Genomic DNA, 21,052 nt, shown 5'->3' with positions numbered 1-21,052 from the left:
GACACCATCAACAGAACCGCGAGATACCATGTCCCTTTCTCTCTACGACATTTCGATACCTGTCTTCATCACGGCGCTCAAAAACCTGTCGCACAATCTGCGGAAAGGCGAAGCTTATGCTGCCGAGCAGGGAATCGCGGAAGAAGAGCTGACCACCGCCCGGCTCTTTCCCGACATGCTGCCGCTAACCGGCCAGATACAGCGCGCCTCGGATACGGCCCGTTTCGTGGCAGTGCGCGTAGGCCAGATTGAGCCGCGCCCGATGGCGGACAACGAAGTTTCCCTCGCCGATCTTCAGGCCCGCATCGCGGCCACGATCGACTATCTCGGCGCTGTCGCACCCGACAGCATGGATGGCCGCGAGGCCGCCGCGGTGAGCTTCAAGGCCGGAACACGGACACTGGATTTCACCGGCACGAGCTACATTCTGAGCTTTGCGCTGCCCAACTTCTATTTCCACGTAACGACGGCCTACGCCATTCTGCGGCACAAGGGCGTTCCACTCGGCAAGACGGACTTTCTTGCCGGCGGAACCCCCCGTTCATAGACGCCGGCTCCGAGGGATCGCCATGTTCACCAAAATCCTGATTGCCAACCGCGGCGAGATCGCGTGCCGGGTCATCCGCACGGCGCGGCGCATGGGTATTGCCACCGTCGCGGTCTATTCCGACGCCGATGCCAGATCGCTTCACGTCTCGCAAGCGGACGAGGCGGTGCATATCGGCCCCTCGCCCGTCGGTGAAAGCTATCTGCGCGGCGAAAAGATCATCGCCGCCGCCATGGCGACGGGCGCCGAGGCCATCCACCCCGGTTATGGTTTTCTTTCGGAGAACCCGGCTTTCGTCGATCAGGTGACGGCGGCCGGCCTCGTCTTCATCGGCCCATCGGCAGCGTCGATCCGCGCGATGGGCCTGAAGGACGCAGCCAAGCGGCTGATGGAAAAGGCCGGCGTGCCGGTCGTTCCGGGCTATCACGGCGAAGCCCAGGAAATCGTCATCCTCGCCTCCAAGGCGCGCGAGATTGGCTATCCCGTCCTGATCAAGGCGCGTGCCGGCGGTGGCGGCAAGGGCATGCGCAAGGTCGAGCGTCCGGAAGACTTTGCCGAGGCGCTGTCGGGCGCGCGGCGCGAGGCCAAGGCCGCCTTCGGCGACGACCGCGTGCTGGTGGAAAAATATGTCGACAAGCCGCGCCACATCGAGGTGCAGGTGTTCGGCGACAATCACGGCCATGCCGTGCACCTGTTCGAACGCGATTGCTCGGCCCAGCGCCGCCACCAGAAGGTTATCGAGGAAGCCCCTGCCCCCGGCATGACCGCCGAGATGCGCAAGGCGATGACCGACGCGGCAGTGAAGGCGGCAAAAGCGATCAGCTATTCGGGTGCTGGCACCATCGAGTTCATCGTCGATGCCTCGCAAGGGCTCAAGCCCGACCGCTTCTGGTTCATGGAGATGAACACGCGCCTGCAGGTCGAGCATCCGGTGACCGAGATGATCACCGACGTCGATCTGGTCGAGTGGCAGTTGCGGGTCGCGGCCGGCGAAAAGCTGCCGAAGACGCAATCCGAGATCAAGCTCGACGGCCATGCCTTCGAGGCGCGCATCTATGCCGAAGACCCGGCCAAGGGTTTTCTGCCGGCCATCGGCACGCTGCACCGTCTCGGCTTTCCTGCGGCAGCACCAGCGGGTGCGGAAATGCGCGTCGAGACCGGCGTGCGTGAGGGCGATGCGATCTCGCCCTTCTACGATCCGATGATAGCCAAGCTGGTGGTGCATGCAGCTGACCGCAAGGCGGCGCTGGATGCGCTGGGCGAGACGCTGAAGGCTACGGAAATTGCCGGCTCGGTCACCAATGTCGCGTTTCTGGCGGCGCTGGCGGCGGATGCGGATTTTGCCAGCGGCGATGTCGATACCGGCCTGATCGACCGCAAGCAGGCGGCATTGACGGTGACGGCTGTGCCGGACAGTCGCACGATCGCGCTGGCGGCACTCGCTGCGTCCGGCATGGGCGAGCAGCAGCAGACCGACGATCCGTGGTCGGCACTCGCGGGCTATTCGCATTTCCATCCGCTGGCGCGGCGGACGACGCTTCGGTTTGGCGAGGAGGAGTTTGCGGCGAGCGTTTTGGTGAAGCGGGACGGGCGAGTGGCGGTGGAGTTGGACGCACCGGCGCATCCCTCCCCCTTGAGGGGAGGGTCGATCCGCGAAGCGGATCGGGGTGGGGTCGCTGCGGCAGTGCTCGACGTTGGGGCGGTGCCTTCTGATGTAACCCCCTCTGTCGCCTTCGGCGACATCTCCCCCTCAAGGGGGGAGAAAGGCCGCGCCTTCACCCGCTGGCCCGGCCACATCACCGTCTTCGAAGCTGGCCACGCCTTCACCTTCGTCGTTCCCGACCCCTTCGCGCATGCAGCGGATGCCGGCAGCAGCGGTTCCATGCGCGCGCCGATGCCTGGTCTGGTCAAGGTGGTTCGGGCGAGGAAGGATGATGCCGTGATCAAAGGCCAGCCGCTGCTCATCCTGGAGGCGATGAAGATGGAGCACACCATCGCCGCACCGCATGACGGCATCATCGCAGAGATCGCGGAGGAAGGCTCGCAGGTGACTGATGGGACCGTGCTGGTGCGATTTCTGGAAGAGGCAGGAGCTTAGAGCTGTCTCAGCCTTTGTGCGTCCTTCAAACAAAAATGGCCGGGACAACCCCGGCCATTTTCATTGCATCTGTCCGATAGGTATTTATTGCGCGATCGGCGCGTACTTCCCGTCGTGCCACTGGTTGATGTCGTAGCTGGCGTTCTTGAGGTCGCCCTTTTCGTCGAAGGTGACGTCGCCGACCACGGTCTGGATCGGCTGGCCGTTCTTCAGCGCTTCGGCGACCTTCATCGGGTCGTCGCTGCCGGCACGCTCGATGCCCTGCGCGAACGCCTGGATGGTCGCGTAGGAGAACAGGGTGAAACCTTCCGGCACGAAGCCGCCGGCCTTGATCTTCTCGACGGCTTCCTTGGCTTCGGGCTTTGCCTGCGGGTCGGACGGGAAGACGAACATGGTACCTTCACCGGCCGGGCCGGCGATCTGCCAGAATTCCGGCGAGGCGATCGAGTCCGGCATGATCAGCTGGAACTTGAAGCCCTGCTCGGCCGACTGGCGCAGCATCAGGCCTGCTTCGGGGTGATAGCCGCCGAAATAGACCACGTCGGCCTTCAGTTCTTTCATCTTGGTCACCAGCGCGGAATAGTCCTTCTCACCGGCGTTGATGCCTTCATACATGACCTCTTTGAGGCCGCCTTCGTTCATGGTCGCCTTGACGGCATCCGCCACGCCCTGACCGTAGGCGCTCTTGTCGTGCAGGATGACGACATTCTTGCCGGCGTATTTCTTGGCAATCCACGGGCCGATGAAGGCGCCCTGCGCGTCGTCACGCGTGTAGAGACGCATGATCGTCGGCCAGCCCTTCGCTGCCGCGTCGTCAGTCAGCACCGGGTTGGACGAAGCCGGGCTCATCATCAGCGCGCCGCTTTCGGCATAGACGGCCGAGGCCGGAATGCTGGAGCCGGAGCAGGCGTGGCCATCGATGAACATGATGCTGTTGGCAACGATGCGGTTTGCCACCGACACGGCCTGCTTCGGATCGCAGACGTCGTCCTCGACCGAGATCTTGATCTGGCGGCCCATAACGCCGCCCTTTTCGTTGATCGCCTTGGCTGCAGCTTCGGCACCCTGCCGGAACTGGTCGCCGATATTGGCAAGCTGGCCGGTCATCGGACCGACGACAGCAAAGGTGATGTCGTCAGCGTAAGCCGACGCTGACATCATGAGGCCGGCAAAGACCGCGCCCAGAAGTGTTTTCTTGATCATTTTCGTTTCCTCCACGGCGTCGCCCTCGACGCCGAAAGGCAATCTGATATCGCAGGCGAATGGCAAAGGCCACTCGCCAGATCGGCGATCCGGCAAGGCCAGTTGAAAAGATCGTGGAAAAATGAAAAAGCCGCGCCAGTGTGTTTCCACCGGTCACGGCTTTTGCTGGTTTCGCATTGCGGTCCCTGTTTTACCGCAAAACGCTGTAGTCGCCCGTTTTCGACATGCGCGGCTGGCCCGCCTCCAAGCTGCCGCGTTCTTTCTATTGAGACCCAGCCGTCTGCGCGGCTTGAGCCCTTGAATTCATATCCTGGCCTGCACGATCAGTGCATGGTCATCCATTCGCGAGCTTCGCGAAGGGCCCTGGCGATTTCGAGCTTCGACATCGAAGACGAAAGTTCGGAGCGCAGTTCCGCGGCGCGGGCCGAGCCCTTGATCGCGGCGATGTTGAACCATTTGTGGGCGGCGATGGTGTCGACTTCACAGTCGCGGCCGGTCGCATACATCATACCCAGTTCAAAAAGGATATCGGCCTGGGCGGTTGTTCCCATCGTGCCGAACCCGGCTTCAAGCATTTCAAAACGTGCCATTTCGAAGGTCCCTGTCCGTTGCTGGAAGCCCGCCTCTTTTGTCGTCCTGGGCTGCTCTTCCGATGCTTCGAAGAATGAACCTGAGCCTTGAATCCGTCGTTAAATCACGTGCTTAATTTGGCGCAAACAAAGTTCAAACAAGAGGTAAATGGCTGGATTTGTTAAGGATAGGGATGCGGGAATTCCGGGCTTTCTCAGAAAATTTGAAGAAAATGCAAGCGGTTGACGGAAACCCTTCCGTAACCACGAAAACCGGTCGCATGAGAGAGGAACATGAAAATCGACCTCTTGGGGGCCGTTTTGCCACCGCAAAAAACCTGCTTTCCTTCCGCAAGGACACCGCTTTTGTTTTTCCAGCGACTGGATTAGCTTACGTTTGCGTAAACGGCGGAATGGCGGGAGAGAGCAGGCCGGACCGATAGACGCTCAAAAAGGGAGGACATCGATGTTTCGTAAGATGAGCATGGCAATTGCGGCGACGCTTTTGATGGCCGGTGCGGCCTATGCCGATCCGATCGAAGGCAACTGGAAGACAAAGAGCGGCGACACGGCGGCGATCGCCAGCTGCGGCGGCGGCTTCTGCATCACGTTGAAGACAGGCAAATATGCCGGCAAGTCGATCGGCAAGATGAGCGCCAGCGGCAGCAATCAATATTCCGGCTCGATCACCGACCCGGCTGACGACAAGACCTATTCCGGATCGGGAACGCTTTCAGGCGCGAAGCTCAACATGACCGGCTGCGCACTCAAGATATTCTGCAAGACGCAGGTCTGGTCGAAGCTTTAAGCTTTTCCAGGATTTTGCACACCGACGCAGGGAGTATCCTGCGCCGGTGTGCTGAAAACGTCAGGCGCGGGCTTTCTGCCCGAAAAGCACCTTCTGAGCTTCCTTGTCGTCGGCGAGATTGCGCCGATGATCTTCACCGACAGTTATCGCCTTCTGGACGGCGGGCCGCGCCAGAATGGCATCAAACCAGCGCTTCAGATTCGGGAAATCCTCGATCTCCTGGCCCTGGTTCTTATAGGGCCTCACCCAGCCGATGCTGGCCATGTCCGCGATCGAGTAATCGCCGGCGAGGAATTCGCGATCGGCAAGGCGCTTGTTCATGACACCATAGAGCCGGTTCACTTCGTTTGTGTAGCGGTCGATGCCGTACTGGATCTTCTCCGGTGCATATTGCCGGAAATGATGCGCCTGGCCTGCCATCGGCCCGAGACCACCCATCTGCCAGAACAGCCACTGATCGACCTCGACGCGCAGGCGCTCGTCGGCGGGGTAGAACTTGCCGAATTTCCGGCCGAGATATTGCAGGATCGCGCCGGACTCGAAGACGGAGATCGGCTCGCCGCCGGGTCCCTCGGGATCGACGATGGCCGGCATGCGGTTGTTGGGTGCGATTTTCAGGAATGACGGCTCGAACTGCTCGCCCTTGCCGATGTTCACATATTTGACCGTGTAGGGAACGCCGAGTTCCTCAAGCATGATCGTGATCTTCCAGCCGTTGGGTGTCGGCCAATAGTGGAGTTCGATCGGCTTGGTCTGCGTCGTCATGAGAGGGTTCTCCGTTTCGGGAATGCTTTCAGCACATAGGCAGACAGCGGCGAAACACAAGCCAACAAACCGAACACGTCGATTAATAAAATTGAACCGAAGATGAACGCCCGTCTCAGAGGTCGTTCAGCCGCGCTCGGGCATTCTCCGCGTCATTGAAGGAGACACCCAATGCTTGCTCGCCGGTTCACCATAGTCTGCCTGCTGATGACCCTGTTCGGAATGACCTTTTCCATCCTGGTTGCGCAGGCAAACCGATCGACCCGGTCCTGGGAACAGGGAATGACCAGGCTCTGCTCGAACGATCCGACCTGCATCACAAGCTTCCGTCCGTAACCAGACCACCGCACCAGAAAAGCGCCACGTCCATGAACAAGATCGCCGCCACCTCGATGAATACCCTTCGGCTCCTGCCGCGGGCGGCGCTCATCCTGGCCATGCTGGCAGCCCCGGTGCTGGCCGTTCCTGCAGCCCGCGGCTCGACCGGCACGACGATCGAAGCCCCGGCACACAAGAAGGTCGGCGCTGGGTTCGTCCTGCTCCTGAGCCTGCAGCGCGGCTGACCAATAAAAAAGTGCAGGCTGACCCAGTCGTCCCCCTCCCAAGGTTGGAAGAACTCTCTATATTGGGTCATGGAAAAGAGAATCTACCCAGAACCCATTGAATTGATTGCCAGCCCGGAACCTTACGGGCTGCATAGCTTTAACGATGCCAACGAGGCCGTTGCGGCACTCCAATTCCTTTACAGCCGAAACACCGCATTTTTGCGGGACTCCTTCACCGCCCTTGCAAATGGCGGTGATCTAAACAGGCGATATCGCGCCTTCTACCCCGAAGTCGGGGTAACGACGGCTTCCTACACGCAGGTCGATTCCCGCCAGGCCTACGGACATATGCCCTTGCCGGGCCACTATGCGACGACCATCACCCGCCCCGACCTGTTCGAAAGCTATCTCCTCGAGCAACTTGGCATGATCATGCGAAACCATGGCGTGGTGATCACCGTATCGGAATCGGGAACACCGATCCCGCTGCATTTTGCATTCCTTGAAGGCACCCATGTCGATGGATCGATTGCGGACCGCATCAAACGCCCGATCCGCGACCTGTTCGATGTGCCGGACCTCGACGGTACCGACGACCATATCGCCAATGGCACCTTCGAGTCCTTGCCGGGCGATACGCGGCCGCTCGCGCCATTCACCGCGCAGCGCATCGACTATTCGCTGCACCGCCTGTCGCACTACACGGCGACGGCACCGAACCATTTCCAGAATTTCGTATTGTTCACGAACTACCAGTTCTACATCGACGAGTTCTGCGTCTACGCGCGGGACCTGATGGCTAGCGGTGGCGGCGGCTACGAAGAATTCGTGGAGCCCGGCCATGTCATCACCAAAGCCGGGGAAAACAGGCCATCCGAGGGCGCGACGCCCCCGCGCATGCCGCAAATGCCGGCATATCACCTGAAGAAGGCCGGCCATGCCGGCATCACCATGGTCAATATCGGCGTCGGCCCGTCCAACGCCAAGACGATCACCGATCATGTCGCGGTGCTGAGGCCGCATGCCTGGCTGATGCTCGGCCACTGCGCTGGACTGCGCAACACGCAGGCGCTGGGCGACTACGTACTCGCACATGCCTATGTGCGCGAGGACCACGTGCTTGACGACGACCTTCCGGTCTGGGTTCCCATTCCGCCATTGGCCGAAATCCAGGTGGCGTTGCAGGAAGCGGTTGCCGAGGTGACCGGGCTTTCAGGCTACGAACTCAAGCGCATCATGCGCACAGGCACGGTCGCGACCATCGACAACCGCAACTGGGAACTGCGCGACCAGCGCGGACCGGTTCAGCGGCTGTCGCAGTCACGGGCGATCGCGCTGGACATGGAATCGGCCACGATCGCGGCGAACGGCTTCCGGTTCCGCGTGCCCTACGGAACGCTGCTCTGTGTTTCCGACAAGCCGCTGCATGGCGAATTGAAACTTCCCGGCATGGCCAGCGAATTCTACAAGCGGCAGGTGGCCCAGCATCTCACCATCGGCATCAGGGCGATGGAGAAGCTGGCCGAGATGCCGATGGATCGCCTGCATTCGCGCAAGCTTCGCAGTTTTTCGGAGACGGCATTTCAGTAGGAAATTGAGACCGGAAGGTCTCGGCCACGCCACCTAAAGAAAAATTGCGATAATCCACCCGGGCGAAGGGCCTCGCCCGATTGCATATCTTGAATGAGCCGCATTCTTGTCGATAAGGACGGGAATGAGCACAAACGACATTCGAAACAAGCTGGCCACGGGGGCGTTCGTCGCCGTCCTCGTGCTTTCGCTGCCCCTGATTGCCGGCTTCTTCGGAAGGTTGCACCCGGTTTTCGATTCCTTCGCTCATTTTCGCGTTCATCTTGCCGTACTGATGGCGATTGCAGCACTTCCCCTGCTTGCGAGCGCGTATCGGAAGGAAGGCGGGGCAGCATTGCTGCTGGCGGTTGCAGCTTTCGCGACGACATCGAGTTCCCTCGGTCTCGGTACGGTGCACGCCGGCGGCTTCCAGCCCAAGAGCGACGAGCAGCCGACCTATAAATTGCTGCAGCTCAATCTTCGCTACAACAATGCCGAGCCGAACAAGGTGCTGTCGCTGATCGGACGCCTCCGGCCGGACGTGGTGACGCTGGAAGAAGTTTCCGACATGTGGAAGGAGAAGCTGGCGCTGCTGTCGTCGGCATATCCCTACAGCATCATCTGCCCCTATCCCAACCGCGTCTTCGGCGTCGCGATCCTGTCGAGCCGGCCGATGGCCGACGGTGCCCAGGCGAATTGCTTCGAACGCGGGTCGTTCGCCGTCGCCCCGGTCAATTTTGGCGGCAAGACGGTGGAGGTGGCCGCACTTCACCTCGGCTGGCCGTGGCCGTTCGAACAGTCACGGCAGATTACGGCAGTGGCCGAGCCGCTGTCGCAGCTTGGCGGCACCGCATTGCTAGCCGGGGATTTCAACGCGACGCCGTGGAGTGCCGCGACCGCACGCGTCGGAAAACTCGGCGATCTCACCATGGTGCCGTCGGTGGGGCCGACATGGCAGTCGTGGCGGCTGCCGGAGTTTCTCCGCTTTGCCGGACTGCCAATTGATCAGGTTTTTCACAAGGGCGACGTGATCGTGAATTCCGCCCACACGCTGGAAGAAGCGGGCTCGGACCACCTGCCCGTGCTAGTGGAATTCTCGCTCAAGCCGACTGAAAAAGAGCAGGAGGCGGTTACCGCGACAGTCTCCGCCGGAAAGCCCGGCCTGCCGAACGGCTGACGTCCGAACCTTATTTCTGCTTGGCAGTCAGCAATGCCAGCATGCCATCGACATTGCCGCCATAGTGATGTTCTTTGGCGTCGAACTGCCGTTGCCTGCCCTCGTACTCGGCCTGGACGCCGCGAACTCGGCGCAGTTGCTCCAGAGTGGATTTCGAACAATCGGGATCATTGTCGTTGGCGATATCCGCCACGGCTTTTTCCGCGGCATCGACCATTTCGCGAGCGATGCGACCGTGCGTTTCTTCATGCGTGCGCACGCTGTCCATGAATCTCGCCCAGCGTTTCTGCAGGTCGGGCGACATCCCGCCCTTCACCCAGGGATAGCGATACGTGATGTAAAGCGTCGCGCCTGGGTTCGTCACGCGGCATCCGCCGCCTGATTTATCCCACCTGGTGTTCCAGCGAAGCGAGTAGCGTGTCTGCGCCATGGCATGCACCATATAGCCCTTCTTGGGACCGGTTCGCTTCATGGCTGCAAGCAATTCTTCCCCGGTCTTGCCGGTGATCGTGTAGTTTTCCTTCATGACGACTACGTTCGACCCCGCCGAGGCGGCATTGGTGAGGCCGAAAAGGGCGGCAAGCACTGCTACTCCAACACAACGCATGGCTTTGCTCCAGCAAGGAGCCAAGCCAAGCACATCGCCAAGGCGATTTCAACAATTTGTGAACCATAACGGCACAATTCATGTTGCGCCGTTCGCACCGCCGTCATTTACGGCGGTTTCCCACAGTCACCGAAATATGACCGTCACATGCTGGTATAAACCGGACCCTCTCCGCCCTGCGGCGGCACCCAGTTGATGTTCTGGTTCGGGTCCTTGATATCGCAGGTCTTGCAGTGGACGCAGTTCTGCGCGTTGATGACGAAGCGCACATCCTTCTCCGCCGGGTCGGCGGCAGCGTTGCCATCCTTGTCGACCCATTCGTAGACGCCGGCCGGGCAGTAGCGCGTCGACGGGCCGGCGAAAACGTCATGCTCCGAGCGCTCCTGCAAGGCCATGTCCTTGACCTGAAGATGGACCGGCTGGTCTTCCTCATGGTTGGTGCTGGACAGGAACACGGAAGACAGACGGTCGAAGGTCAGGACGCCGTCCGGCTTGGGATAGGCAATCTTCTTGTGCTTGGCAGCGGGCTCGAGGGTGGCATAGTCGGCCTTGCCATGCTTTAGCGTGCCGAAAGGCGAGACGCCGAACAGCGTGTTCAGCCACATGTCGAGGCCGCCGATGCCAACGCCGATGATGGTGCCGAACTTCGACCACAGCGGCTTGACGTTGCGCACGCGCTTCAGATCCTTGCCGATGTCGGAGGCGCGCCACTCGTTCTCATAGCCGACGAGTTCGTCATTGGTACGGCCCTCGGCAATGGCGGCTGCCGCATGTTCGGCCGCCTGCATGCCCGAAAGCACGGCGTTGTGCGAACCCTTGATGCGCGGCACGTTGACGAAACCTGCGGCACAGCCGATCAGCGCGCCGCCTGGGAAAGAGAGTTTTGGCACCGACTGCCAGCCGCCTTCGGTGATGGCGCGTGCGCCGTAGGAAATGCGCTTGGCGCCTTCGAAGACGCCCCGGATCGCCGGATGGGTCTTGAAGCGCTGGAATTCCTCGAAGGGTGACAGATAGGGGTTCTTGTAATTCAGGTGGACGACGAAGCCGACGGCGACCTGATTGTCTTCCAGATGATAAAGGAACGAACCGCCGCCGGTCTTCATGTCGAGCGGCCAGCCGAAGGAGTGCTGCACCAGACCGGGCTTGTGGTTCTCCGGCTTGACCTGCCACAGTTCCTTGAGGCCGATGCCGTACTTGCCCGGCTCGCGGCCCTCATCAAGCTTGTATTTGGCGATGACCTGCTTGGAGAGCGATCCGCGCGCGCCCTCGCCCAGCAGCACATATTTGCCGAGCAGCGCCATGCCGGGCGCAAAAGCAGGCCCATGCGAGCCATCGCGCTCGACGCCCATGTCGCCGGTGATGACGCCGGTCACCGCGCCGGCATCGTTGTAGGTCAGGCTGGCAGCGGCAAAGCCCGGATAGATCTCGACGCCCAGCGCTTCGGCATGACCGGCCAGCCAGCGGCAGACATTACCGAGCGAGACGATGTAGTTGCCGTGATTGTTCATCAGCGGCGGCATCAGGAAATTCGGCAGGCGGACCGACCCGGCAGGTCCAAGCACCAGGAAATGGTCGTCGGTCACTGCGGTCTTGAAGGGATGGCCCTCTTCCTCGCGCCAACCGGGCAGCAAGCGGTCGATGCCGATCGGATCGACGACAGCGCCCGAAAGAATATGCGCGCCAACCTCACCGCCCTTTTCGAGAACGACGACGGAAAGCTCTGGATTGATCTGTTTCAGCCGTATCGCAGCGGCAAGGCCAGCCGGCCCTGCGCCGACGATGACCACATCGAATTCCATGCTTTCGCGTTCGATCTCGCTCATCCAAACCTCCGCACTGGCTTTTGCCCATCAGGCAATTCTTGCTGGCTTCAGCGTTCCCTTAGCGCATCCGATAGCAACACGAAACCGCGCAACTGTCATATTCACATTGCGGATTTTGCCAAGCGTCGCGATTGCCGCAGTCAAATTATATGACGTTAACGTAAACGTCAATTATTGCGTCGAGATGCTTTGCAACAAAGCACTGAACATCGCTGCTTTCATGGATTTTCGTCGGCGCAGTTCTCGGTCATACTGACCGGATGCGGAAGGCTGAGATTTTCCGGTCCGTATCGTGGTTCCTGAGCGCGGCTTGCCGTGATTTGCTGCGCATTCTCGCTCCTGCCCTGCTTCTGTTGTTGTGTGTCTGCCCGATCGGGGCCGATGCGCAGGAGGAGAAACCGGAAGCCAAGCGCTGGCTTGCCGGCGCTTATTCCTTCTCCGACGAGCTCGGCGGGTTCAAAATACGGGCGATAGGCGGAACGGGAACCCGGGAAGACCCGATCGTCATCGAAGAGGAACTGGTCTCGGCGAGTCCGGTGACGATGGTCATCCGCACGACAAAGCCGATCCGCCCGTTCGACTTCTCCGGCAAATATGCCAACGGCTTCATCCACCTGAAACTGATCATCCTGAACGGCAGCGAGCAGGCCTGGATCGAGGTCGAGTTCGAACTTCAGGAGATACTCGGTCAGGCGAGCCTGTTCGGCGACGGGCTCTCCTTCGATCAGAGGCGCACCGATTCCAAGAACATCTATTCGGACAGCTTTGCCGACTTCAGCCGGGACTTCGAGCCTTATGACAGGCTGCTTTACCGGAACGGCATGGTCGACCCGCGCCGATCTGCTTCATTCGGCTTCCTCATCAGCGACTACACGCCGAAGCGGCAATTTTATCTGGTACAGGACCCGCGCATTCCCTCGACCTGACTTGCTTTCGCAGCCGCCACGGAAGAATGTAGGACATGACTTCCACCGCCAGACAGGATCCGCCGGGACTTGCCGAGCTTTTCGCCTTTTATGCGGAGGCAGGCGCTTACGACGCGCTGACGGAAGAGCCCGTTGACCGCCTCGCGGAGGGCGCTCGGGCGGCGCAAGCCGCGCAGCCACCGGCACAAGCCGCCGCACGGCAGGCTGCCGATTCCGAGCCCGCTCCCTCGGCTGCTCCGCGCGCACCGTTTCGCGACCAGCAGGCAAGCCCGGCCCCCCGGCCGGCAGCGACCGCCGCCGTGCCTGACGAGGCGCAGGCGGCACTTGCCCGTGAACTCGCCGGCAATGCAGCCACGCTCGACGAATTGCGCCAGCACATGGCTGCATTCGATGGCTGCAATCTGAAATTCACCGCCAAGAGCATGGTGTTTGCCGATGGCAACCCGGATGGCGCGGTAATGCTCGTCGGCGAGGCGCCGGGACGCGACGAGGACATCGAGGGCCTGCCCTTCGTTGGGCGTTCGGGACAGTTGCTCGACCGGATACTGGCGGCAATCGGCCTCGACCGGACGACGGTATACATCGCCAATGTCATCCCATGGCGACCACCCGGCAACCGCACGCCGACGCCGCACGAAACCGAAATCTGCCGCCCCTTCATCGAGCGGCAGATCGAACTGGCAAATCCGAAACTGCTGGTGACGCTCGGCGGCCCATCCGCGAAGACACTGCTCAATACGACCGAAGGCATCTTGCGGCTGCGCGGCAACTGGCGTTCGCACACGACTAAAGCCGGGACGGTCATTCCCGCTATGCCGACCCTGCACCCGGCCTATCTCCTGAGAAATCCCGCCCACAAGAAACTTGCGTGGCGGGACTTTCTCGAAGTGAAAGCCAAGCTCAGAAGCCTGACCTGATTTCCTGATCGTCAGGCTGTCTGGATACGCGCCCGGCGCATTGCGATGAATTGCAATTCGGCGAACAGGGCCACAGCAACCGCCTGGGCACTGACGAAGGCTATGCCGAGTGCCGTGGGGGCCACCAGGCCTGACACCAGCAGGCCAAAGCTGGCGACAACCCACAAAACATTGATGCCGATGATGTCGATCAAGGTCATTCGCGCCAGCGTCTCGCGCCGGGACGCCGCGACGAGGAAGGCAACGAAAGGCACGAGCACCGCGCCCGACCAGAATAGCAGGTCGGCTGGCAGGCCCAGCCAAGGTGAGAGAAAGGAAGCACCGCCCATTGCCAGAATGGCCGTTGCGCCGCTGGCGACCGCATCGAGCAGCAGGACATTGCGAAGGAAGGGCGAAACAGTGATGGTCATGGTTCTTCTCCAGCTTTGAGAGTCTTGGTGCTTCGGACGTCCATCGCCCTGAGCTGACCGAACCATGCCTGCCGGAAAGCCGCCCGGCGATTACGCTGGAGGTAATAGAATTGCCAACGCGCCTCGCCTAAGGTGACGCCATGACAACGCAACAACCTTCCACCGCCGGCTCCCTCATTCGCGAATGGCGCACCCGCCGCCGCATGAGCCAGCTCGATCTCGCTGCCGAGGCAGACATTTCGCAACGCCATCTGAGCTTTGTGGAGAGCGGCCGGGCCGCGCCTTCGCGCGAGATGGTGCTGCATCTGGCGGAGCAACTCGATATTCCGCTGCGCCAGCGCAACCAATTGCTGCTGGCCGCGGGCTTTGCACCGAGCTTCAGCGAAAGGGCGCTGAGCGACACCTCACTGGCCCCGGCAATGGCGGCAGTGGAGCTGGTGCTGAAAGGGCATGAGCCCTTTCCCGCGATAGCGGTCGACCGAAACTGGAATCTGGTCGCGAGCAATGCCGCCATCGCGCCGCTTCTAGCCGATATTGCCGATCAATCATTGCTGACCCCACCGGTGAATGTGCTGCGGCTCAGCCTTCATCCCAAGGGTCTCGCGCCGCGCATCGTCAATCTGCACGAATGGCGGTCGCATCTGATCGAGCGTCTCAAGCATCAGGTCGATGCTTCCGGCGACGCGACGCTGGCCGAACTGGAGCGCGAACTGCGGACCTATCCAAGCGGCCCGCCGAATTCGCGGCCGACCCACCCCGACATTGCAGCGATTGCTCTTCCGTTGCGGCTGCGACTGGGCAAGGATATCCTGTCCTTCATCAGCACGATCACCGTGTTCGGCACGCCGCTTGATGTGACGCTGTCAGAACTGGCGATCGAATCCTTCTTTCCGGCGGATGCGGAGACCGCTGTCCTCCTCCAGAGGCTGGCGGCAGAGCGTGGAGCTGCGCCAAAGCCTTCCTGAATTAATCAGCCTGGCGGCGGCGCAGCCTTGCTTGCCGCCTTGCGCTCCAGACCGAGCCGCTGTTCGCGCCAGATGATGAAGATGCCGGCACCGACGACGATCAGGCCGCCGACCAGCATATGGATCGTCGGAACATCGCCGAAAGCGAAATAGCCGACAGCGATGCCAAGGATCATCGAGGTGTATTCGAACGGAGCGACGGTGGAGACTTCGGCGTGGCGATAGCCTTCGGTCATGAGCAACTGCGCCAGGCCGCCGCAAAGACCTGACCCGATCAGGAGCGCGGCCTGTGTACCGGTCAGCGATGCCCAGCCGAAAGGATAGGTCACAAGCGATATGACCGTGGCCGTCAGCGAAAACCAAAGCACGATCGTGCCGGTTCTTTCGGTGTGGACAAGGCTGCGCACCAGGATCAAGGCCACCGCCGAGACTGCAGCGGCGGCAAGGGCCGCGATCACGCCAAGCGCCTCTTCATTGCCCATGGCTCCACCGCCGCTGAAAAGCGTGAGCGTGGGCCAGGAAATGATGAGCACGCCGACCAGGCCGACGACGACCGCGCTCCATCGGAAAACACGTATGGTCTCGCGGAGGAAGATCGCGCTGAACACGACAACCAGCAATGGCTGCGCATAGTTCAACGTGATCGCTTCCGGCAGCGGCAGGCGGGTGAGAGCAAAGAAGCCCAGTGCCATGGACGTAACGCCGACCATGCCCCGTGCCATGTGGTTGAAAGGGCGCGCGGTGTGAAAGGCCGTACGCAACTCGCCGCGAAACCCTAGGAAAACCAGGATCAGCAGCATGGCGAAGAACGAGCGGAAGAAGACGATCTGCCCGCTCGGCAACGGCCCTGCCGCCTTGATCAGCGACGACATGGCCACAAAGACAGCGACCGACGAAACCTTGAAGGCAATGCCGGTCAGCGGGCTGGTGGCCCGCCTCCCCCCAGATGAATTCACTTTGTAGCCGATGCTTCCTGAATTGTTGCCCAGATACGCACAGGCGTTGCCGGCATCTCGATATGACCGATGCCATAAGCCCGGTAGAGAGCATCTGCAACGGCATTGAGCGCAGCCGGCGTTGAGCCAATGGTGCCGGCTTCCCCTGCCCCCTTGATGCCGAGTGCATTTGTGGTCGAGGGCACGTTGCGGGTCTCAAAATGGAAGGACGGCACATCGTCTGCGCGCGGCACGGCATAGTCCATGAAGCTCGCGGTCAGCAACTGGCCGTCCTCGCCGTAGACCGTGTTCTCGGTCAACGCCTGGCCGATGCCCTGGACCACGCCGCCATGGACCTGGCCGGCAAGCAGGATCGGGTTCACGGTGACGCCGAAATCGTCGACGATTGTGTAGCCGACGATTTCCGTCGCGCCCGTATCGGGATCGATCTCGACCTCACAGATATGCGTGCCGTTGGGATAAGTGCACTCGTCCTGAAGGAACTCGCCGAAACCCTTGAGATCGTCCGGCTTCTTCGCCGCCTTGGCGACGGCGGAGAAATCGATCGCGCGATCGGTGCCGACGATGCGGGCGACGCCATCGGAAAGTTCTATGTCGCCTGCCGAAGCTTCCAGTTCGTCCGCCGCGATGCGCTTGATCTTTTCGGCCAGATCCTCACCCGCACGTGCGGCCGATACGCCGCCGAGCGGAATGGAGCGCGAGCCGCCCGTGCCGCCGCCCGCTTTCAACTCGTCGGTATCGCCCTGCCGAACATGGATCTTGTCGATGTCGAGGTTCAGTTTCTCGGAGATGAACTGGGCGTAAGCGGTGGCATGGCCCTGCCCGTTGGTCTGGGTGCCTATCTTCAACGTCACCGTGCCGTCGCCGTTCAGTTCGACGAAAGCCGGTTCCGAGCCCGGAAAGGCGCAGGCCTCGATATAGGTCGCCATGCCGATACCGCGGACCTTGCCGTTCGCTTTCGACTGTTCGAGGCGCTTGGGAAAGGTCTTCCACCCGGCCCGCTCGATCGCAGCATTCATATGGCCTTCGAACTCGCCGGTATCATAAAGCCGGCCGGTGGCCGTGCGGTAAGGCATCTGATCGGGGCGGATGAAGTTGCGCCTGCGGATTTCATCGGACGAAAGGCCCATTTCGTTTGCGCAGGCCGAAACCAGCTTTTCCAGAAGGAACGCAGCCTCCGGTCGGCCGGCACCACGGTAGGCATCCACAGGACAGGTGTTGGTATAGAGCCCTGTCACGGAAACATCGAGCGCCTGAATGTCGTAGACGCCGGTCGACATGGTGATGCCGACATAGGGAATGAACGGGCCGTATTGCGAAATGTATGCGCCGATATTGGCTAGCAGATTGACGCGCAGGCCGAGGAAGCGGCCATCCTTGTCCATCGCCATTTCGGCGGTTACGACATTGTCGCGGCCTTGCGCGTCAGTGAGGAAATGCTCGGTGCGGTCGCCGGCCCATTTGACCGGGCGGCCAAGCCGCTTTGCCGCTTCCAGCACCAGCGCATGCTCACGATAGACGAAACTCTTCGGGCCGAACCCGCCCCCGACATCCGGGGTGATGACGCGCAACTGCTTCTTTTCGATGCCGAAGAGGTTCGCGAGGATATACTGCATCGAATGCACGCCCTGCGAACCCGTGGTCAGCACGAAGCGGTTTTCATCGGAGTTCCACTCGCCGATGGCAGAGCGCGGCTCCATGTAATTGCAGACGAGGCGGTTGTTGACGAAGTCGATGCGCGTGACTTTTGCCGCCTTGGCGAAAGCGGCATCCGCCTTGGCCTTGTCACCCATATGATAGCTGAACGCCCGGTTGGAGCCGAGTTCGGGCCAAACCAGCGGCGTCTCGGGATCGAGCGCGGTCGCCGTCGCGCCGGCGGCATCCTCGCTGTCATAGTCGATTTCGATCAGTTCGGCGGCATCCTGCGCCAGCGCCCGACTGTCGGCCACGACGAAGGCCACGGCATCGCCGACATAATTCACCCGGTCGCGGCAAAGGATCGGGATATCGCGGGTCGGCGCGCGCGTGCCATCCGGCTGCGGCTGCATGACGCCGGATTTGAGATCGCCGAGATGGGCGAGGTCTGCTCCGGTCAGCACGAGATGCACGCCCAGCGCAGCTTTGGCAGCTTCCACCGACGCTATCGTGAACGTCGCCTTGGCCGTGGGCGACCGCAGCACGTATCCATGCAGCAGGCCCTCCGGCGCGATGTCGTCGGTGTAGCGACCTGCCCCGGTGATGAAAGCCCGGTCCTCGACGCGCAAGACAGATGCGCCCATCCCGAATTTCGGAGTGACGATGGTCATGATTGCCCCGCAATGTTCGGTGGAGAATGTCGGCCTGAAATAGGCTCCCTCATAGTTTTGCCGAGGGGACCTTTCGTGTAAAGAGCACAGCCTTCATTTTTTTGGGCCAGATTTCGCCGCCCAGTCCGCCAGAACACCGGAATTTCGACAGGAAAGTCAACGAAATGCGCACAGATACCGGCCAGGTCTTCCGCCTCGAGGATTACCGCCCGAGTGATTATCACATTCCGCTGACCGACCTTACCTTCCGACTGTCGCCGGACAGCACACGGGTGATTTCGGAGCTGACGATCGAGCGCCGCGACGGCATTTCCGGCACGCCACCACTTGTTCTCGATGGCGACGGGCTTGTTCTCAAGCGCGTCGAGCTCGATGGAAAGGCACTCGCGCCGTCGGCCTATGAGGCCACGCCGGAAAGTCTTGTGATCGCCAATCCACCGGCGGGCAAGCGCTTTCGGCTGCTGATCGAAACGGAAATCGCGCCTTCACAGAACCAGGCGTTGATGGGCCTCTATCGCTCCAACGGCGTCTATTGCACGCAGTGCGAGGCGGAAGGTTTTCGGCGCATCACCTATTTTCTCGACCGCCCCGACATTCTTTCCGTCTACACCGTGCGCATCGAAGCAAAGCGGGACGAAGCGCCGCTGCTTCTGGCGAACGGCAATCCCGGCGAGCGGGGCGATCTTGGCGACGGCCGGCACTTTGCGGTCTGGCACGACCCCTTCCCCAAGCCGTCCTATCTCTTTGCGCTGGTCGCCGGCGATCTCGGTCTCGTCAGCGATAGCTTTGTCACTGCATCCGGCCGCGAGGTCGCGCTCGCCATCTATGTCGAGCATGGCAAGGAAAGGCTGGCGACCTATGCGATGGACTCGCTGAAGCGCTCGATGCGATGGGACGAGGAGGTGTTCGGGCGGGAATACGATCTCGATGTCTTCAACATCGTCGCCGTGTCCGACTTCAATATGGGGGCGATGGAAAACAAGGGCCTGAACGTCTTCAACGACAAATATGTCCTTGCTGACGAGGAGACGGCGACAGACGCCGATTTCGCCAATATCGAGGCGATCATCGCGCATGAGTATTTCCACAATTGGACAGGAAACAGAATCACTTGCCGCGACTGGTTCCAGCTTTGTCTCAAGGAAGGCCTGACCGTCTTCCGCGATCATGAATTTTCCGCTGACCAGCGTTCGCGCGCGGTGAAGCGTATCGCGGAAGTTCGCACACTGAGAGCGCACCAGTTTCCGGAGGATCAAGGTCCGCTTGCGCATCCCGTTCGGCCGCGACGCTACCGCGAGATCAACAATTTCTACACGGCCACCGTCTACGAGAAGGGTTCGGAAGTCGTGCGGATGATCCGCACCATCCTCGGCGCGGATATGTTCCGCAAAGGCATGGATCTCTATTTCGAGCGCCATGACGGCGACGCCGCAACCATCGAGGATTTCCTGCAGGTCTTCGAGGATGCCTCCGGCCGCGACCTGTCGCAATTCGCGCTCTGGTATCATCAGGCGGGAACGCCGAATGTGACGGTCGCCGCGTCGCACAATGCCGCGTCGAATGAATTCACACTTGAGATCGAGCAGTCGGTGCCGCCGACACCATCCGAGAGCCGCAAGCGTCTGATGCATATCCCGCTTGCTTTCGGTTTGGTCGGCCAGGACGGCAAGGATATCGCCTATGCCGCGGTCGATGGCGCAAGCGTCGAGGATGGCGTTATCCATCTGCGCAAACGCCGTCATGTGGTGACGTTCTCGGGCGTTGCCGAGCGGCCGGCCATCTCGCTCAACCGCGGTTTTTCCGCGCCGATCACCCTGTCCATCGAGCAGAAGCCGGAAGACCTGATGTTTCTGGCACGGCACGATGGCGATGCCTTCTCGCGCTGGCAGGCTTTCAACACGCTTCTGACGGACGCGCTGATCGCCGCCACGCGCAACGTGCTCGGTGGCAAGAAGCCCGCATTCGCGAAGGAGCTTGTCGAGTTGGCCGGCATTATTGCCGGCGATGAAACGCTTGAGCACGCATTCCGAGCACTGGCGATCAGCCTGCCGGGTGAAGCCGACATTGCCCGCGACATCGGCGCGAACATCGACCCCGACGCAATCCACGCCGCCCGCGAGGCGCTTGTCGGCGCGATCGCCGAGACGAACCAGAGTCATTTCAAGGCGCTATACGAAAAACTTGGCGCTTCAGGTTCATTCAGCCCCGATGCAACCAGCGCCGGGCGCCGGGCGTTGCGCAACGTGCTTCTCGACTATCTCTCGATACTGCCGCACGGCGAGATGCTTGCAGCCGATCACTTTTCTGCCGCGACCAACATGACGGATCGCGCAGCCGCGCTGATGGTGCTGGCACATCGCCATCCAAAGTCAGCGGAAGCCGTGAATGCACTGGCCGCATTCGAAGAAAAGTATCGCAGCGACGCGCTCGTCATGGACAAATGGTTCCAGATCCAAGCGGCAATGCCCGGCCAGGATGCCGTCGATCTGGTGCGAAGGCTGACGGCTCACCCGGCCTTCTCGATGGCCAATCCCAATCGCGTGCGCTCGCTGATCGGCACCTTCGCCAGCGCCAACCAGACCGGCTTCCACCGTGCCGACGGGACAGGCTACAAGTTCTTCGTGGAAACTGTTCTGGCGGTAGAGAAGCGCAACCCACAGGTCGCAGCCAGATTGGCGACCGCCCTGCGGTCATGGCGCTCGCTGGAACCCGGAAGACAGGCCAAGGCGCGAGAGGCTCTTCTGGCAATCAGCGCGGCGGAGAATCTATCCGCTGATCTGCGCGACATCGTCGAGCGGACATTGGCCTAAATAGCGCTTGTGAGAGGCTATTTACGATCTTTTCACACCCGGCCTCTGGAC

The 21,052-nt window shown here is 61.2% G+C and carries 19 protein-coding genes; 11 read left to right on the top strand and 8 right to left on the bottom strand.

Features of this window, described 5'->3' with window-relative positions; translation table 11 throughout:
• The first annotated feature begins 28 nt into the window (after positions 1-28).
• On the top strand, positions 29-547 hold the full coding sequence (locus tag G6N74_RS06195; protein ID WP_165115402.1) for a DUF1993 domain-containing protein: 519 nt from the start codon (positions 29-31) through the stop codon (positions 545-547).
• Between the two features lie 22 nt (positions 548-569).
• Positions 570-2,645, top strand: a complete 2,076-nt coding sequence (locus G6N74_RS06190; RefSeq protein WP_165115401.1) for an acetyl/propionyl/methylcrotonyl-CoA carboxylase subunit alpha — start codon at positions 570-572, stop codon at positions 2,643-2,645.
• An 84-nt stretch (positions 2,646-2,729) separates the two neighbouring features.
• Here G6N74_RS06190 and G6N74_RS06185 read toward each other — a convergent pair whose 3' ends face one another.
• A complete protein-coding gene (locus G6N74_RS06185) occupies positions 2,730-3,848 on the bottom strand; it encodes an ABC transporter substrate-binding protein (RefSeq protein WP_165115400.1) in 1,119 nt (372 codons plus the stop codon).
• A 323-nt stretch (positions 3,849-4,171) separates the two neighbouring features.
• On the bottom strand, positions 4,172-4,438 hold the full coding sequence (locus G6N74_RS06180; RefSeq protein WP_165115399.1) for an SEL1-like repeat protein: 267 nt from the start codon (positions 4,436-4,438) through the stop codon (positions 4,172-4,174).
• 445 nt (positions 4,439-4,883) lie between these two features.
• On the opposite strand from G6N74_RS06180, the gene G6N74_RS06175 reads away from it, so the two are divergent.
• The gene (locus G6N74_RS06175) at positions 4,884-5,225 is read left to right on the top strand and encodes a DUF2147 domain-containing protein (protein WP_165115398.1); all 342 of its coding nucleotides are present in this window, start codon (positions 4,884-4,886) and stop codon (positions 5,223-5,225) included.
• Positions 5,226-5,285: 60 nt separating this feature from the next.
• On the opposite strand, the gene G6N74_RS06170 is transcribed toward G6N74_RS06175, so the two are convergent.
• Entirely contained in the window at positions 5,286-5,990 is a 705-nt protein-coding gene (locus tag G6N74_RS06170) for a glutathione S-transferase family protein (RefSeq protein ID WP_119819058.1), read from the bottom strand.
• Positions 5,991-6,161: 171 nt separating this feature from the next.
• Between G6N74_RS06170 and G6N74_RS06165 the strand changes: the two genes are divergently transcribed.
• The 4 genes from G6N74_RS06165 to G6N74_RS06150 all read left to right on the top strand — a co-directional run bounded on the left by G6N74_RS06165 (position 6,162) and on the right by G6N74_RS06150 (position 9,281).
• Positions 6,162-6,326 (top strand): hypothetical protein, encoded by a 165-nt coding sequence (locus G6N74_RS06165; RefSeq protein ID WP_162931644.1) that lies wholly within the window; start codon positions 6,162-6,164, stop codon positions 6,324-6,326.
• 32 nt (positions 6,327-6,358) lie between these two features.
• Positions 6,359-6,553 carry a hypothetical protein gene (locus tag G6N74_RS06160; RefSeq protein ID WP_165115397.1) on the top strand — a complete coding sequence of 65 codons (195 nt, stop codon included), beginning with the start codon at positions 6,359-6,361 and terminating at the stop codon, positions 6,551-6,553.
• Positions 6,554-6,622: 69 nt separating this feature from the next.
• Complete coding sequence (locus G6N74_RS06155) at positions 6,623-8,125, top strand: AMP nucleosidase (RefSeq protein ID WP_165115396.1); 1,503 nt, start codon at positions 6,623-6,625, stop codon at positions 8,123-8,125.
• 124 nt (positions 8,126-8,249) lie between these two features.
• On the top strand, positions 8,250-9,281 hold the full coding sequence (locus tag G6N74_RS06150; protein WP_165115395.1) for an endonuclease/exonuclease/phosphatase family protein: 1,032 nt from the start codon (positions 8,250-8,252) through the stop codon (positions 9,279-9,281).
• A 10-nt stretch (positions 9,282-9,291) separates the two neighbouring features.
• On the opposite strand, the gene G6N74_RS06145 is transcribed toward G6N74_RS06150, so the two are convergent.
• Both G6N74_RS06145 and G6N74_RS06140 read right to left on the bottom strand, forming a co-directional pair.
• Positions 9,292-9,888 carry a DUF922 domain-containing protein gene (locus G6N74_RS06145; protein WP_246245657.1) on the bottom strand — a complete coding sequence of 199 codons (597 nt, stop codon included), beginning with the start codon at positions 9,886-9,888 and terminating at the stop codon, positions 9,292-9,294.
• A gap of 143 nt (positions 9,889-10,031) precedes the next feature.
• Positions 10,032-11,711: an electron transfer flavoprotein-ubiquinone oxidoreductase gene (locus G6N74_RS06140; RefSeq protein WP_165115393.1), complete on the bottom strand. Its 1,680-nt coding sequence runs from the start codon at positions 11,709-11,711 to the stop codon at positions 10,032-10,034.
• 320 nt (positions 11,712-12,031) lie between these two features.
• Here G6N74_RS06140 and G6N74_RS06135 point away from each other — a divergent pair, with 320 nt between their 5' ends.
• The gene (locus G6N74_RS06135; RefSeq protein ID WP_246245656.1) at positions 12,032-12,637 is read left to right on the top strand and encodes a hypothetical protein; all 606 of its coding nucleotides are present in this window, start codon (positions 12,032-12,034) and stop codon (positions 12,635-12,637) included.
• 35 nt (positions 12,638-12,672) lie between these two features.
• A complete protein-coding gene (locus tag G6N74_RS06130; protein WP_165115391.1) occupies positions 12,673-13,554 on the top strand; it encodes a uracil-DNA glycosylase in 882 nt (293 codons plus the stop codon).
• An 11-nt stretch (positions 13,555-13,565) separates the two neighbouring features.
• On the opposite strand, the gene G6N74_RS06125 is transcribed toward G6N74_RS06130, so the two are convergent.
• Positions 13,566-13,964 carry a hypothetical protein gene (locus tag G6N74_RS06125; RefSeq protein WP_165115389.1) on the bottom strand — a complete coding sequence of 133 codons (399 nt, stop codon included), beginning with the start codon at positions 13,962-13,964 and terminating at the stop codon, positions 13,566-13,568.
• A gap of 140 nt (positions 13,965-14,104) precedes the next feature.
• Between G6N74_RS06125 and G6N74_RS06120 the strand changes: the two genes are divergently transcribed.
• The gene (locus G6N74_RS06120; RefSeq protein ID WP_165115387.1) at positions 14,105-14,929 is read left to right on the top strand and encodes a helix-turn-helix domain-containing protein; all 825 of its coding nucleotides are present in this window, start codon (positions 14,105-14,107) and stop codon (positions 14,927-14,929) included.
• Between the two features lie 5 nt (positions 14,930-14,934).
• On the opposite strand, the gene G6N74_RS06115 is transcribed toward G6N74_RS06120, so the two are convergent.
• Positions 14,935-15,885 (bottom strand): DMT family transporter, encoded by a 951-nt coding sequence (locus tag G6N74_RS06115; RefSeq protein WP_312857837.1) that lies wholly within the window; start codon positions 15,883-15,885, stop codon positions 14,935-14,937.
• Positions 15,882-18,191, bottom strand: a complete 2,310-nt coding sequence (locus G6N74_RS06110) for a xanthine dehydrogenase family protein molybdopterin-binding subunit (protein ID WP_165115385.1) — start codon at positions 18,189-18,191, stop codon at positions 15,882-15,884. The genes G6N74_RS06115 and G6N74_RS06110 overlap by 4 nt, the downstream gene beginning before the upstream one ends.
• Positions 18,192-18,355: 164 nt before the next feature.
• Here G6N74_RS06110 and pepN point away from each other — a divergent pair, with 164 nt between their 5' ends.
• Positions 18,356-21,001, top strand: a complete 2,646-nt coding sequence (gene pepN, locus G6N74_RS06105) for an aminopeptidase N (protein ID WP_165115383.1) — start codon at positions 18,356-18,358, stop codon at positions 20,999-21,001.
• The last annotated feature ends 51 nt before the right edge of the window (positions 21,002-21,052 follow it).

The organism is Mesorhizobium zhangyense (assembly GCF_011045115.1).
GTDB classification, from domain to species: Bacteria; Pseudomonadota; Alphaproteobacteria; order Rhizobiales; family Rhizobiaceae; genus Mesorhizobium_M; species Mesorhizobium_M zhangyense.
Note: the sequence above shows the minus strand (reverse complement) of the source record. Positions and strands in the feature narration are given on the sequence as shown.